The organism is Aureimonas sp. SK2, from assembly GCF_029813115.1.
In the GTDB taxonomy this organism is placed as follows: Bacteria; Pseudomonadota; Alphaproteobacteria; order Rhizobiales; family Rhizobiaceae; genus Aureimonas.
In genome coordinates, this window is sequence record NZ_JAPZDS010000018.1 from 1 (window position 1) to 14577 (window position 14577).

12 protein-coding genes are annotated in these 14577 nt (G+C 67.0%); 5 read left to right on the top strand and 7 right to left on the bottom strand.

The window, feature by feature from the left end; genetic code table 11:
- Positions 1 to 42: 42 nt before the first annotated feature.
- From O5O54_RS18775 to O5O54_RS18800, 6 genes are all read right to left on the bottom strand, one after another.
- Positions 43 to 2070, bottom strand: coding sequence for an alpha-glucosidase (locus O5O54_RS18775; protein ID WP_279483377.1), 2028 nt, complete (start codon positions 2068 to 2070; stop codon positions 43 to 45).
- Positions 2071 to 2111: 41 nt separating this feature from the next.
- Entirely contained in the window at positions 2112 to 2972 is an 861-nt protein-coding gene (locus tag O5O54_RS18780) for a carbohydrate ABC transporter permease (protein WP_279483378.1), read from the bottom strand.
- 5 nt (positions 2973 to 2977) lie between these two features.
- On the bottom strand, positions 2978 to 3886 hold the full coding sequence (locus O5O54_RS18785) for a sugar ABC transporter permease (protein ID WP_279483451.1): 909 nt from the start codon (positions 3884 to 3886) through the stop codon (positions 2978 to 2980).
- Between the two features lie 126 nt (positions 3887 to 4012).
- Positions 4013 to 5251, bottom strand: a complete 1239-nt coding sequence (locus O5O54_RS18790; protein ID WP_279483379.1) for an ABC transporter substrate-binding protein — start codon at positions 5249 to 5251, stop codon at positions 4013 to 4015.
- Between the two features lie 47 nt (positions 5252 to 5298).
- A complete protein-coding gene (locus O5O54_RS18795) occupies positions 5299 to 6357 on the bottom strand; it encodes a sn-glycerol-3-phosphate ABC transporter ATP-binding protein UgpC (protein WP_279483380.1) in 1059 nt (352 codons plus the stop codon).
- Between the two features lie 143 nt (positions 6358 to 6500).
- Positions 6501 to 7205 carry a GntR family transcriptional regulator gene (locus O5O54_RS18800; RefSeq protein WP_279483381.1) on the bottom strand — a complete coding sequence of 235 codons (705 nt, stop codon included), beginning with the start codon at positions 7203 to 7205 and terminating at the stop codon, positions 6501 to 6503.
- 99 nt (positions 7206 to 7304) lie between these two features.
- On the opposite strand from O5O54_RS18800, the gene O5O54_RS18805 reads away from it, so the two are divergent.
- The 5 genes from O5O54_RS18805 to O5O54_RS18825 all read left to right on the top strand — a co-directional run bounded on the left by O5O54_RS18805 (position 7305) and on the right by O5O54_RS18825 (position 11248).
- Entirely contained in the window at positions 7305 to 8462 is a 1158-nt protein-coding gene (locus O5O54_RS18805) for an LLM class flavin-dependent oxidoreductase (protein ID WP_279483382.1), read from the top strand.
- Entirely contained in the window at positions 8462 to 9355 is an 894-nt protein-coding gene (locus O5O54_RS18810) for an aldo/keto reductase family oxidoreductase (protein ID WP_279483383.1), read from the top strand. The genes O5O54_RS18805 and O5O54_RS18810 overlap by 1 nt, the downstream gene beginning before the upstream one ends.
- Positions 9355 to 9888, top strand: coding sequence for a flavin reductase family protein (locus O5O54_RS18815; protein ID WP_279483384.1), 534 nt, complete (start codon positions 9355 to 9357; stop codon positions 9886 to 9888). The genes O5O54_RS18810 and O5O54_RS18815 overlap by 1 nt, the downstream gene beginning before the upstream one ends.
- Before the next feature lie 43 nt (positions 9889 to 9931).
- Positions 9932 to 10954 carry a YeiH family protein gene (locus O5O54_RS18820; RefSeq protein ID WP_279483385.1) on the top strand — a complete coding sequence of 341 codons (1023 nt, stop codon included), beginning with the start codon at positions 9932 to 9934 and terminating at the stop codon, positions 10952 to 10954.
- Positions 10955 to 11086: 132 nt separating this feature from the next.
- A complete protein-coding gene (locus O5O54_RS18825; protein WP_279483386.1) occupies positions 11087 to 11248 on the top strand; it encodes a hypothetical protein in 162 nt (53 codons plus the stop codon).
- A 491-nt stretch (positions 11249 to 11739) separates the two neighbouring features.
- On the opposite strand, the gene O5O54_RS18830 is transcribed toward O5O54_RS18825, so the two are convergent.
- Positions 11740 to 14553 carry a calcium-binding protein gene (locus O5O54_RS18830; protein ID WP_279483388.1) on the bottom strand — a complete coding sequence of 938 codons (2814 nt, stop codon included), beginning with the start codon at positions 14551 to 14553 and terminating at the stop codon, positions 11740 to 11742.
- Between the last annotated feature and the right edge of the window lie 24 nt (positions 14554 to 14577).

Here is a 14577-nt window from a genome sequence, read left to right on the forward strand (position 1 = left end):
AGCCGCCGTCGCCAACTACGTCTCGATCCTCGAACGCGTGGGTTAGCGCAGGGCGGCGAGGCCCTCGAACAGGGCGCGGTGGGCCGTGCCGGCGCGGAAGAAGACCGCCGGCCGGCCGAAGGGCGCCTCGACCTCGACCTCCCCGCCGCCGGCATGGGCCGCCCCGCTCCAGAGGTGGATCCAGTCGGCGCCGGCCGGCAGATAGGCCGTGCGCGCCGTCTCGCCCGCCTTCCAGACCGGGGCGACCAGAAGGTCCGGCCCATAGAGATAGCTGTCCTGGATGGGAAAGGTCCGCCGGTCGTCGGGAAAGTGCAGGAACAGAGGACGCTGCACCGGCAGGCCCCGGCTCGCCGCCTCGTCGCTTAAGGCCCGCAGGTAGGGCGCGAGATGGACATGGATCCGCGTCATCCGGGCGAAGTGCGCGAGAACCGTCCCGTCGCCGTCGATCTGCAGGTTCTCCTTCGGCCGGTTGCCCTCGTGGGTGCGCATGACAGGCGTGAAGGCGGCCATCTCGGCCCAGCGCATGATCAGTTCGGGCGTGCGGACGTTGCCGAAGAGGCTGGTATAGCCGCCGATGTCGGAGTGATGGTAGGCGTTGCCGAGAAGCCCGGAGGAGAGGGCGCCGCAGATCACGGTGACGAGACCGTCGTGGCGCGAGAAGTCCACCGACTGGTCGCCGCCCCAGAGCAGCGGACAATGCGCCCCGACCCCGGTGAAGCCGGCGCGCATGAAGAAGAGCGCGTCGCCCGTTCTGCCCCTCGACGCCACGGCCCGCGCGTTGACCTCCGCCCAAAGCACCGGCCAGGGATTGTGCATGAGCTTGGCGTCGACGCCGTTCGCGAGATGCACGTCGATCGGCAGGTATTCGCCGAAGTCCGCCATCCAGCCGGACAGGCCGAAGTCCAGCATGTTGCGGCCGATCACCTCCTCGGCGAACCAGTCGGCGGCGGCCACGTTGGTGAAGTCCACCACGCCGCAGTCGAACTCGCCGAAATCGACCAGCGCGGTGCCGCCCTTGCCATCCGTCGCGAGATAGCCGGCGGCCTCGGCCTGCCCGAAGAGCGGCCCGTCGTTGCAGAGATAGGGATTGACGTAGCCGAGGAAGCGGATGCCGTCCTCGGCCAGATCCGCGATGCGCCGGCGAAGATCGGGATAGCGGGTGTCGCTCACCTGCCAGTCCCAGAAGAGGCGGGCGCCGAAGGAGGTGTGGCGCAGGCCCACCCAGTCCTCGCACCAGAGGCCGGAAACCTCGACGCCCGCCGCGCGGATCGCTTCCAGCCGGGTGAACGAGTTCGCGCCGTCCTTGAGGCCGACGATCGCGCCCCCCATCACCCAGTCAGGCAGCGGCGGCTGGCGGCCGAAGTGGGCGGAGAGCTGCTCCACCAGCCCGAGAAAGTCCGGCGCCTCGAAGAACTCGATGCGCTCGGGGATCGCCCAAACCTCGATCTCGTGGAAGGCGTCGTGGCGGAAGTCGAAGACCGAATAGGCCGGCGTCTCGACATGGAGGGCGTAGCGGCGCGAGGAGAGGAAGGTCGGCTGGGGATAGTTGGTGTGGTAGTAGTCGCCCCCCGCCCGGCCCGCGACGTCGGCCTTGAAGGTGATCTCCTGCGTCTTGTCGCGCCCGACACCGGGCTCGGAGGTCCAGAGCGGAAAGCGCCGGCCGCGCAGGTCGAAATAGGACATCTGCTCGCCGCCGCCCCAGACGTGCTCGCCGTCCTCCGCCTCGACGCGCAGCCAAAGCCGGTTGATCGCGGGATCGAGCGCTTCCGGGCGCAGCGTATCGCCCTCAATGACGAGGCGCAGGCGCGGCGCGTCCCCTTCGCGCGCCGAGAGTTCGATCGTGTCGCCGTCGACGCTCGCGTGGCGCAGGGCGACACGCTCGACGACATAGTCCTCGATGTCGAAATTGCCCCGGAACATCTCCATCCGCTCTTCGCCCCGGCCGACGAAGAGGCAGGGGCTTTCGGCCGTGTGGCGGATGAGGAGCCTGCCGCCGATCGACAGGGAGAAGCCACCGGCTTTGCGTGTCAGGGCGAGAGCGCCGGGCGTGGGGGCGAGGCTGCGGGTCATGGCGTTCCTGCGAAGAGAATGGGCGTCGGGGCTCGACCCGTTCAGCCCTTGATCGAGCCGGCGGTGAGGCCGGACACGACGCGCTCCTGGAAGATCACGATCAGCACCGCCACCGGCACGATGCCGACGACGAGCGCCGCCGAGATCACCGGCCAGGGGAAGGAGAACTCGCCCTGGTAGAGCTGGATGCCGACGGGCAGCGTGCGCAAGGCGGGGTTGGAGTTGAAGGAGAGCGCCAGCAGGAACTCGTCCCAGGCATTGACGAAGGCGAGGATGCCGGCGGTGAAGACGCCGGGCGCGCAGAGCGGTACCACGACCTTGAAGAGGGCGCCGAGCCGCGTGCAGCCGTCGATCATCGCGGCGTTTTCCAGATCCTGCGGGATGCCCTCGAAGAAGGACACGAGGATCAGCGTGCAGACGGGAAGCGAGAGCACCGTGTAGGGCAGGACCAGCGCCGTCCACGAGTTGAGGAGGCCGAGCGCCCGCATGATCTCGAACAGCGGCACGAGGAGCGTGACGAGCGGAAAGGTCGAGACCGCGATGATCAGCGACAGGATCAGCCCGCGATAGGCAAGGTTCAGTCGCGCCAGCGCATAGGCGGCAAGCACGGAGACCAGCAGCGTCAGGCCCGTGGACAGCAGCGCCACCATGAAGCTGTTGAAGAGAAACAGAAGCAGCGGCTGGTCGGAAAAGGCCGTGGCAAAGTTGGCGAGCGTCGGCGCGTGGGGCGCCCAGGTGATCGGCAGGGTGGTGAGTTCGGCTTCCGTCTTCAGCGAGGTGAAGAGGATCCAGACCGCCGGAAACAGGCCGTTGATGAGGAGGACGCCCGCCGCGATCAGGCGCAGCGGCGTGCCGGAGAACAGCGCGAAGGGCGAGGACGGGGCGTCGGTCGCGGTGCTCATGGGTCTCATCCCTTCCGGCGCAGCATGCGCAGGTAGACGAAGGTCACGCACATGGAGAAGGCGAACATCACCACCGCCAGCGCCGACCCGTATCCGAGGTCGAGGAAGGAGACGGTGTTCTGGTGGATGTACATGGCGAGCGTGACGGTGGACGTGCCGGGGCCGCCGCCGGTCATCATGTAGGGAATGTCGAAGGTCTGGAGCGCGGTGATGGTGCGGAAGATCAGCGCGATCACGATGGCGGGCTTCAGGAGCGGCAGCGTGATCTCGAAGAACTGGCGCACACGCCCCGCCCCGTCGACGTCGGCCGCCTCGTAGAGCGAGCGCGGAATGGTCTGGAGGCCCGCCAGGATGATCAGGGCCATGAAGGACGAGGTCTTCCAGATGATGGTCAGGCAGATCGCCGCGAAGGCATAGGTCGGCGAGTTGAACCAGATGATGCCCTCGAAGCCGAGGCGCTGCAGGACGTCGTTCACGATGCCGTATTCGGAGTGGAAGAACCACGCGAAGATGAGGCCCGCGAAGGAGAGCGGCAGCGCCCAGGGGATGAGGAGCGACAGGCGCACCGGCCAGCGGTGGCGGAACGGCAGGTTGGCGAGCAGCGCCATGCCGAGCCCCATCAGGAGCGCGCCCGGCACCGTGATCGCGACGATCAGGAGCGTGTTCCAGGCGGCGTCCCAGAAGACCGGGTCCTCCCACATGAGGACATAGTTCTCGAACCCGGCGAACTCGGCCGGCAGGCCGGAGGTCAGCGACAGGTTCTGGAAGCTCATCCAGAACAGGCGCCCGACGGGATAGACGATGATCAGGGACAGGAGGATCGCGGCCGGCGCCAGGAGCAGCGCGGCCAGCACCTTGTCGCTGGGGTCGAGCCAGCGCACCCAGGAGGCCGGCTGCCGGTCGGTCTGTTTCATGGTGTCCGCCACTGCCAGGGTCATCGCGTCCTCCCCGCCGCCGGCCTCCGGGCGAGGAAGCCGTCGCTCAAAGGACCGGCGGGGAGCCCGCGCCGGCCGTCACGTTCGCACGAATGGTCGCTCGGGTCAGCGCAGGACGCGCCGCAGGCGGCTTTCCATCTCGGCCGCGCCGTCTTCCGGCGTCTTCACGCCGGCGAGCACCGAGTTCACCGTGGTGCGGATGATCTCGCTGACCTCGTTGTAGCGCGGGGTCACCGGCCGGGCGCGCGCGGTCTCGACCACGGGCAGGGCGTCCGCGAACCAGGGGGCGGCCTTCACGACCTCCGCGTCGGTATAGAGGCCGGCCCGGGTCGGCAGCAGCGCGGCGTTGACGGCCATGTACTGCGACACCTTCTCGCTGCTGAGATACTCGGCGAGCTTCTTGGCCTCCTCCTGGTGCTGCGAGAAGGCCGAGACGCCGAACTCCCAGCCGCCGAGGCAGCTCGACTGCTCGCCCGCGCCCAGCGCCGGCAGGCGGGCGACGCCGACCTTGCCGACGACCGCCGATTCCGGTCCCTGGAAGTGCTTCCAGGCATAGGACCAGTTCACGGCGAAGAGCACCTTGCCGGCCTGGAACTCCTTTCGCGTGTCGTCGGTCGCCACTTCCGAGATGTTCTTCTTGGCGACGCCTTCGTCGACGAAACCCTTCCACAGCGCCAGCGAGCGGGTCGCCGCCTCGCGGTCGAAGTCGAGCCGGCCGTCCGAAACGAGCTGCTTGCCCTGGCTCCAGTAGGGCAGGAGGAAGGTGCAGACCGCGCCCTCGATCGCCTTGCCCTGGAAGGAGAGGCCCTGAAGGTCGGCGGCCGCCGTGCCCTCGCCTTGCGAGACCGTCTTCGCGGCGGCGCTCAGCTCCTCCCAGGTGGTCGGCGGCGCGATGCCGTATTTGTCGAGAAGGTCCTTGCGATAATAGAGGAACATCGCGTCGGCGAAGGCCGGCAGGGCGACGACCTTCCCGTCCACCGTGTTGGCCTGCGCGTAGGCCGGCAGGTAGGCCGACATGTCCTTGTCGGCGAAAGGCGTCGTCCAGCCCGCGGCGGCGTACTGCGCCGGGCGGATCACGTCGAGCATCAGGACGTCGAGATTGGTGTCCTTGGCCGACATGACCGTATTGAGATACTGGGCCTGCGCCTCCGACGTGTTGCCGCCGGTCTCGATCGTGACCTTCACGTCCGCATTCTCGGCCTCGTAGGCATCGAGCATCTTGCGCCAGACGTCGGGCTGGTGCTGGCTGGAGACGAAGATCTTGAGCTGCGTCTGGCTGAGCGCGGGCGTCGCGACGAAGACGCAGGCACTGAGTGCGGCGCCGATCAGGCTGGTCATGCGCATGGGGTTGGTCCTCCCGTTGGTCGTGGGTGCAAGGATTCGGGGCCGTCTCACAGGATGGCCTTCTCGGTCGATGCATCGAAGAGATGGATTTTCGTCGGATCCACGCCGACCTGAAAAACCTGACCCGGCTCCAGCCGGATCGTCGGCGGCATGCGTGCCGTCATCACCGCCTCTCCCAGGGCGAAGTGGACGAGCGTGTCGGAGCCGAGCGGCTCGATGACCTGGGCGGCGACGGCGAGCGTCGAGCTGGCGTCGGCGGTGTTGAGGAAATGCTCCGGCCGGATGCCGACGATCACCTCCCGCCCCTCCTCCAGCCGTGCGGCCAGCGGCAGCGAATTGCCTCCCGCGAAGGCGAGCCGGTCGCCCTCTGCCCTCGCCTTGGCGAAGTTCATCGCGGGCGAACCGATGAAGCCGCCCACGAAGACGCTTGCCGGCCGGTTGTAGACCTCGTCGGGCGTTCCGACCTGCTCGATGTCGCCGCCCTTGAGGATCACGATCCGGTCGGCCAGCGTCATCGCCTCGACCTGGTCGTGGGTGACGTAGATGATCGTGGTGCCGATCGCCTGGTGCAGGCGCTTGATCTCGGTTCGCACCTCGCCGCGCAGCTTGGCGTCGAGGTTGGAGAGCGGCTCGTCGAACAGGAACACCTGCGGCCGGCGCACGATGGCGCGGCCCATGGCGACGCGCTGGCGCTGGCCGCCCGAAAGCTGGCCCGGCCGGCGGTCGAGAAGGTGCGCGATGCCGAGCATCCGGGCGGCGTCCTGGATGCGCCGCTCCGCCTCGGCCTTGTCCACGCCGCGAACCTTCAGGCTGAAGCCCATGTTCTCGGCGACCGTCTTGTGCGGGTAGAGCGCGTAGTCCTGGAACACCATGGCGATGTCGCGCTCGCGCGGCGGCAAGGCGTTGACCACGCGGTTGCCGATCCGGATCGTGCCGTCCGTGACGCTTTCGAGCCCCGCCACCATGCGCAGCGTCGTGGACTTGCCGCAGCCCGACGGGCCGACCAGCACCACGAGTTCGCCGTCGGCGATCTCGAGATCGATGCCCCTGACGATCTGGACGGCACCATAGCTCTTGTCGAGCTTCTGCAGGCTGACCGAGGCCATGCTCCGTATCTCCCGTTCGGCGGGACGCCAGGCGGACCCATCCCGTCCGCCCCGTCGTCCGACCGTCTCCTCGATGCGATCCTTAGCCCAACTCCCGAATGTAGAGCAATGGTGTATCAATTGTGCATTGCACGAGAGCGCGGTCAGCGGATGCGCGAGACGTAGTGCGCGACGCGGTGGTCGTACCAGGTGTGCGAGACCTCGGCGATCACCCCCTCGGCCGTCCAGCTCTTCCGCAGGATATGGCAGATCGGCGAGCCGGCGGCGGGCTCGAAGCCCTCGGGCTTCCAGGCGGGAACGGTGCGCAGGCCGATCTGGTCCTCGGCCTTCTCGATGAAGAGCCCGAGCCGGGTGCGGTAGAAGAGGTAGAGCGATTCGGAGAGATCCTCGGCGGTGATCGACGGGGTGAAGCTTGCGTCCAGCCAGATCTCCTCCACCGCCGCGACCTGGCCGGACAGGCGGCGAAGGCGCCGGATGCGGTGGCCGGCGCGCGAGGGGCCGAGGCCGGCGATCTCGTCCGGCTTGTCGAAGCGGCCGACGTCGAGCACTTCTGCCGTCGGCAGCCCGCCGCCCGCGATCAGCTCCAGCCGGAACATCGCGTAGAGGCTCTTCGGGTCGCTGGCGGCCCGGATGTAGTTGCCCGACCCCTGGATGCGCTCCAGGAGGCCGCGGACCTGGAGCTCGGCGAGCGCCTTGCGCAGCGTGCCGATGGAGGTGCCCATGTCGACCGCCATGTCGCGCTCGGGTCGCAGCTTCTCGCCGTCCACGAGGCGCCCCGCCGCGATGTCGCGCACCAGCGTCTCGGTGAGCTGGAGATAGACGGGGAGGCTTCCGCGCACCTGCCTCATGACCGGCGTTCCCTTCGCAGACGCAAATTGATACACCATTGATTTACACCGAACCGGGTGTTAGCTCCAGAGCCGAATTCGGGTTGGAGGAGGAAAACCATGAGCGTCGTCCCGATCACCTCGGCCGATCTCGCCGAAGTGGAGGTATCCTGGTTCTCGGCCCTGTGCTCCGACGACTACGCCTATCTCGGCGTGCCCGACGGCGCGCTCCGCTCCAGCTGGGAGCACTGCTCCGAGATTGCGCTGACGGCCGAGCGGCTGGGCTTCCGCAACATCCTGTGCCCCTCCTCCTACCAGGTCGGCCAGGACACGCTCTCCTTCGTGGCGGGCTGCGCGCCCATCACCAGCCGGATGAACTTCCTCGCCGCCATCCGCTGCGGCGAGATGCAGCCGATCATGCTGGCGCGCACCGTCGCGACGCTCGACCACATGCTGAAGGGGCGACTGACGCTCAACGTCATCAGCTCCGACTTTCCCGGCGAGCGGGCTGACAGCGCCTTCCGCTACCGGCGCAGCCACGAGGTCGTGGAGATCCTGCGCCAGGCCTGGACGCGCGAGACGATCGACTTCGAGGGCGAGGTCTACAACTTCAAGGGCGTTTCCACCGAGCCCGCCCGCCCCTACCAGCAGAACGGCGGCCCGCTCCTTTATTTTGGCGGCTATTCGCCGGACGCGCTCGAACTCTGCGGCGCGCAGTGCGACGTCTATCTGATGTGGCCCGAGACGCGCGAGCAGCTGGCCGAGCGCATGAAGGCCGTCCATGCGCGGGCCGAAGCGCACGGGCGCACGCTGGACTACGGGCTGCGGGTCCACGTGATCGTGCGCGACACCGAGCGGGAAGCGCGCGACTATGCCGAGCATCTCGTCTCCAAGCTCGACGACGAATACGGAAAGCTGATCCGCTCACGCGCCCATGACAGCATCTCGCTCGGCGTCGCGCACCAGGCGCGCGCCCGCGAGCTCGCCGACCAGTTCGGCTATATCGAGCCCAACCTGTGGACCGGGATCGGCCGGGCGCGCTCGGGCTGCGGCGCCGCGCTCGTCGGCTCCACCGATCAGGTGCTCTCGGCGCTCGAAGACTACAAGCGCATGGGCATCCGCGCCTTCATCCTGTCGGGCTACCCGCATCTCGACGAGGCGGAGCATTTCGGCACCAAGGTCCTGCCTCATATGAAGACCTGCTCGCTGCCGCAAGCGCGCGGCCGCGTGCCCGACACCACACCGAACACGTCCTTGGGCCTGGGGGAGCGCCGCTGATGGACCGCGTCACACTCGGAAACGACCTCACCGTCAGCCGCCTCGTCTACGGCCTCTGGCGCCTCGGCGACGATGCCGACACGTCGCCCGCCCACGTGCAGCGCAAGGTGGAGTCCTGCCTGGAACAGGGCATCACCACCATGGACCACGCCGACATCTACGGCGGCTACACGGGCGAGGCGATCTTCGGCGCGGCGCTGAAGGCCGCCCCGCAGCTCCGCGACCGGATCGAGATCGTCACCAAATGCGGCATCGTCGCGCCGATGGGCCGCCATGCCGGCGCGCGGGTGAAGCACTACGACACCGGCCGGGCCCACATCACCGCGTCGGTCGAGACCTCGCTGCGCGACATGGGTCTCGAGCGCATCGACCTTCTCCTGATCCACCGGCCCGACCCGATGATCGACCCGTTCGAGACCGGCGCGGTGCTGGACGAGCTGGTGGCGGCGGGCAAGGTGCGCGCCGTCGGCGTCTCGAACTTCAAGCCCCACGACCTCTCGCTCCTCCAGTCGGCGATGGCGAACCCTCTCGTCACCAACCAGATCGAGCTGAGCCTCCTGGAAACGGACGCCTTCACCAACGGCGACATCGCCGGGCTCATGGAGCGGCGCATCCACCCCATGGCCTGGTCGCCGCTCGGCGGCGGGCGGCTCTTCGGGGGCGAGGCGACGCCGCTGAAGACGAAGCTGTCCGAACTCGCACGCGCGCAGGGCGTGGACGAAGGCGCGGTCGCGCTTGCCTGGCTCCTGGCGCATCCCGCCGAAATCCTGCCCGTTCTCGGCACGAACGCTCTGCCCCGCATCGCCGCGATCTCGCAGGCGCTCCGCGTCGCGATCGACCGGCAGACCTGGTTCGAACTCTACACCGCCGCCCGAGGCCACGAGGTTCCGTGATGACCATCATGCAGCCCATCCGCCAGCCGCCCGAGCATCTCTTCGTGCCGGATGCGGACAACACCCGGTCCTTCCGCAACGCGCTGGGCAGCTTCACCACGGGCGTCACCGTGGTGACCACGCTCACGCAGGCCGGCCCGATCGGCATGACGGTGAATTCCTTCGCCTCCGTCTCGCTCGACCCGCCGCTGGTGCTGTGGTCGCCGGCCAAAAGCTCCGGCCGGCACGCCGCCTTCACCGGCGCCTCGCATTTCGCGGTGCATGTGCTGGGCGTCGAGCAGGACGGCTTGAGCGCCCGGTTCACGCGCGGCGGCGCCGGCTTCGAGGGGCTCGACTGGCGGGCCAATGCGGAAGGCGTGCCGGTGATCGCGGGCACCATCGCCCGCTTCGAATGCGCCACCGCTTCGCTGCACGACGGCGGCGACCACACGATCGTGCTCGGCCGCGTCCTGCGCGCCGCCCATCGCGAGGGCGAGCCGCTTCTCTTCTCGCGCGGCACGTTCGGGCGCTTCAGCACCCGTCACCAGGCCTGACGCGGCCACGCGGACCTTCGGTCGGCGACATTCGGGCAAGCCCATGATCCAACGCCTCATCCACTGCCTGCCGGCCGGGGTCCACCGCGAGCGGGCCGACCGCCTCGCCCTCCTGTTTCCGGGGCTCCTCGTCAGCGTGGTCGTGGCGCTGGCGGCGACCTTCCTGTCGGAGCACTACGGCGGGCCGGTGATGCTCTTCGCGCTCCTGCTCGGCATCGCCTTCAACTTCCTGTCGGCCGACGGTCCCTGCAAGCCCGGCATCGATTTCACGTCCCGCACCGTCCTGCGCTTCGGCGTGGCGCTGCTCGGCGCGCGCATCACCGTGTCCGACGCGATGATGCTGGGGCCGACGCCGATCGTCCTCGCGGTCGTCGGCGTCGTCACCACGATCGGCGTCGGGCTCCTCCTGTCGCGCCTCCTCGGCTTTCCTCGCCTGTTCGGGCTCCTCACGGGCGGGGCCGTCGGCATCTGCGGCGCCTCGGCCGCGCTCGCCATCGCCTCCGTCCTGCCGAAACGGGAGGATCTGGGCGAAAGCGACGTGATCTTCACCGTCGTGGTGGTAACGACGCTCTCCACCATCGCCATGGTGCTCTATCCCGTCATGCTCTCCCAGGGGCATCTCAACGACACGCAGATCGGCATCTTCCTCGGCGCCACGATCCACGACGTCGCGCAGGTCGTCGGCGCGGGCTTCTCCATTTCGCCCGAGGCCGGCGACGCCGCGACGCTCACCAAGCTCCTGCGCGTCGCCATGCTGGTGCCCGTGGTGCTCGCGATCTCGGTGGTCGTGGCGCGCGGAGAGGCCAAGGGCCGCGTCGCGGTGCCGGGCTTTCTCGTCGGCTTCGTCGCCATTGTCGCGGTCCACAGCCTCGGCCTCATCCCGGCCGCCGTGCAGTCGGCCTTGTCCGACGTGTCGCGCTGGGCACTGGTCGCGGCGATCGCCGCGCTCGGCATGAAGACCATGCTCGGCCAGATCGTCACCGTCGGCCCGCGCGCCCTGCTGCTGATCCTGGTCGAGACGGTCTGGATCGCCGGCGTCGGCGCGCTTCTCGTCCTCCTCGCCTGATCCCTGCCTGAGGGCGCCCGGCCTCCGCTTCCGGGAAAAAGGGCGATGGCCCGCGTGCGATAGGGTCGTTGGCCATTAAACTAACGCAAATCAGCGTCCAGCGTGCCGGCAGGGACGTTCTGGAGACTTGCGATGTCGGATCAATACGACGAAGGCCGAAAGGCCCATGCCGAAGGCCGGGCGCGGCACGAAAACCCGCACGACGTCAACACGGAGGACTGGGCTCGCTGGATGGACGGGTTCGACCAGGCGTCGACGGAAGCCGCCTATCGAAAGGTGCCGGCCGTGCAGTAGCCGGGCCGCACGCCCGAGCCTACGAAAAAGCCCGCCGGATCGATCGATCCGGCGGGCTTTAAACTGGTTGCGGGGGCGCGCAGCAGTCGAAACCACGAACCTCTGACGTCAATTGTCATCCCGCTTCGTTCCCATGGGTTCGGCTGGACGAAATCGGCGTAGGCAATGGGCAAGACCGATTCCCCTCAATCGCCGAGGGCAAGCTTTGCCGACAATGAGTCGTCCACTAGTGCTGCGAGTTCCGTGTTCACAGAGGATGATGTCAAGCTTGCGCTATTGCAGGCGATCGAGAAGTCAGGATCGCAACAGGCCTTCGCAGAGGCAACAGGCTTTTCAAAGCAGTATGTCAACAACGTAGTACGATTGCATCGGCGTAAGGCAATCAGCGATGCGTTGGTACGAGCGCTTGGGTTTAGGCGGGAGGTCGTTTACTTTCAAAATAAAAAAGGCGACCCTTAGGCCGCCTTCTCTGCTTCAATTCAGATGCCGTGTTAGGCAACCGAACCGATGTTGTCGGTGGTCAGGGTGTCGAAGGCAGCCTGGGTATTAAGGTTGTTGACCTGGCCCAGAAGGGTGATCGTTCCAGTGGTCGTGCCGGCATCCGTATCATGAATGATGTGAGCCGAGTTGGTCGTGGTGTTGAAGTAGATGTACACCATGTCCTGACCGTCGGTCGTAACCCGACCTGCGACAGCAGCGTCCGCCAAGGCGTCGGTAGCATAGCCCGCACCGGTAAGCACGACGATCTCATCGGAGCTGGCAACAGCCAGACCGCTAAGCGCGCCGACGTACTCAGTATTGCCAGCCAGGCCATACGACGAGATGTCGAAGATCAGGCTGTCGCCACCATTACCGGCCGTGAAGCCGCTGATCGTGTCCGTACCGGAAGCCGCAACCGTGATCGACGATGTGCCGGTCGTGTCAAGAGTTCCGAAATAGACCAGATCGGTTGCAGCGGCGGTTTCCGTCAGGCTGATCGAGTCGTTACCAGCACCGGCAAAGATCGAGTCCGCACCAGCACCACCCACGATGGTGTCAGCCACCGTGCTGCCGACGAGCGAGTCTGCACCGATACCACCGGTAATGGAGACAGAACCGGTCGACGTTTCTGCGCCGAACGTAAGCTGCGTGGTGTTCGCGCCGTTGATGACCGAGGTCGCCGACGTCGAAGCGTTAGTGAAGCCAGTGACGTTGAACGTGCCGGTGTCGAACGTGACGTTCTCGAAGCCAGTGATCCCAGCGCCGATTGCCGTAGCAGTGTTCGACCCAGCCGTGACGAGCAGGGTATCCGTGCCGTCACCACCGCTGATGGTGACATTGGCGGCGGAAAGCTGAGCCTGCTGCACGATCACCTGATCGTTGCCGGCGCCAGCGTAGATCGTGTCCTGACCACCGCCCGCTACGATCGAGTCATTGCCCGCGCCGGTGATGATCAGTTCGGCATTCGCCGTACCGGTCACGCTCGCGTTCGTCACGCCAAGCTGCAGGTAAGCAGTCGTCGCGCTCGTGGCCGTAGCAGTTGCCGCGGTCACAGTGTCAGCGGCAGCGCCGACGCCGAACGCAAGGGTCGCACCGAACTCTGCCACAACGAGGCTATTCGCCGCGTTCTGGAAGGTAATGGTGTTGCCACCAACGACCAACAGAGCGTCATTGCCGCTGGCGCGCGTACCAGCAGTACCGGGCGCAGCCACGGCACCGATGCCGCCGGCAGCCGACGTAAGGGCAACGCGATCAGCAACCGCACCACCGGTGTAGTCGGCAATCGTCTTGTTGCCGGTACCGTTGATCACGATCGTGTCCTGACCAGCGCCACCGAACACGGTGTCAAGGCCATCGCCGGTCGAGATGGTGTCATTACCGCCGTTACCGTAGAGCACGCTGTTGCCAGCGCCGCCACGGATCACGTCAGCAGCGTCTGCCGAGTCGTTGATGCTCTCACCGCCGAGAACCGTGGCGGTGCCGACGAAGTTGCGGATGTCGATCACGTCGTTGCCGGCACCGCCAGCGACGTTCAGCGTCGAAGCAGCCGTGAAGCCGAAAGCAGCCTGACCGCCGGTCACGGAGACGAAGTCGTTGCCAGCGCCGCCGAAGACGGAGTTGGCGCCGAGGTTACCACCGGTGCCGAGGGTGATCGTGTCGTTGCCACCGTTGCCGTAGATGGCATTGTTGCCGGTGGACGTGACGTTGATCGTGTCAGCCGAGTCCGTCGCATCGTTGATGCCGGCGCCGCCGAAGATCGTGTGGCTGCCAGCGCCCGAGACATTGAACGTGTCCGAGTCAGCGTTGCCGTACAGGGTGCTGTTGCCAGCGCCCGAAACGTTCACGGTGTCGTTGCCCGAGCCACCGAACACGGTGTTGTTGCTCGTCGCGATCGAACCGGCGAGGGTGATCGTGTCCGCGCCAGCGTTGCCGTACACCAGGTTGTTGCCGGTGCCGTTGACGCTAATCGTATCGGCGCCGTCCACGGTGTCCGTGATGGCCGAACCACCAAAGATCGTGTTGTTGCCGTTGCCGGTCACCGTGATGCTGTCGGAGTCGGCGTTGCCGAACACCTGATTAGCGCCACCGCCGTTGACGGAGATCGTGTCGTTACCGAGACCGCCGAAGACCGAGTTGTTGCCCGACGAGAAGACGTTGAGCGTGTCGGTGCCGGCGTTGCCGTAGATCGCGGCGCTACCAGCGACCGAATTGGTCGAGGTACCGACGTTGATCGTGTCAGCGCTGGAGTCCGTCGTGTCGGTGATCGCACCACCGCCGTAGACGGTAGCGGTCTGACCAGCGAGCGGGTTGACGGTGATGTTGTCGGCGCCCACGCCGCCAGCAACCAGGTCGTTACCCGAACCCGAGTTGATGTTGTCGTCACCGCCGTTGCCGTAGATGCGGTCGTTGCCGGTGCCGGACGTGATCACGTCCGACTCATCGGCCGCGTCGAACAGGCCCGAGCCGCCGAAGATCAGGTTGTCGCCGTTGTTGCCCGTGATGGCATCCGAACCGCCGAGGCCCATCAGGATGTCGGCATTCGCGGTGCCGGTGAGCGTGTTCGCACCAGCATCAGCGATCGACGCGACAGCGCCATCACCGATGATGACCGAGCCGCCGCCCTGCAGGACGAAGTTGGCGGTCGCGAGCTGCGCAAGCGTAACGCTGGCGATCGTCAGCGAAGTCGCACCGGTCTGGATGACGACGTTGGCGCCCTGCTGCGAAATGTTCGTGATCGCAGAGGTTGCGACGTTCAGCGTGTAGACGTCGGAAGCGGCATAGGTCGTCGTCTGCGACGCCGTGCCGTTGTAGGTCAAGCTAGCCATTGGTTCTCCTGGAGCCCAAAAGTC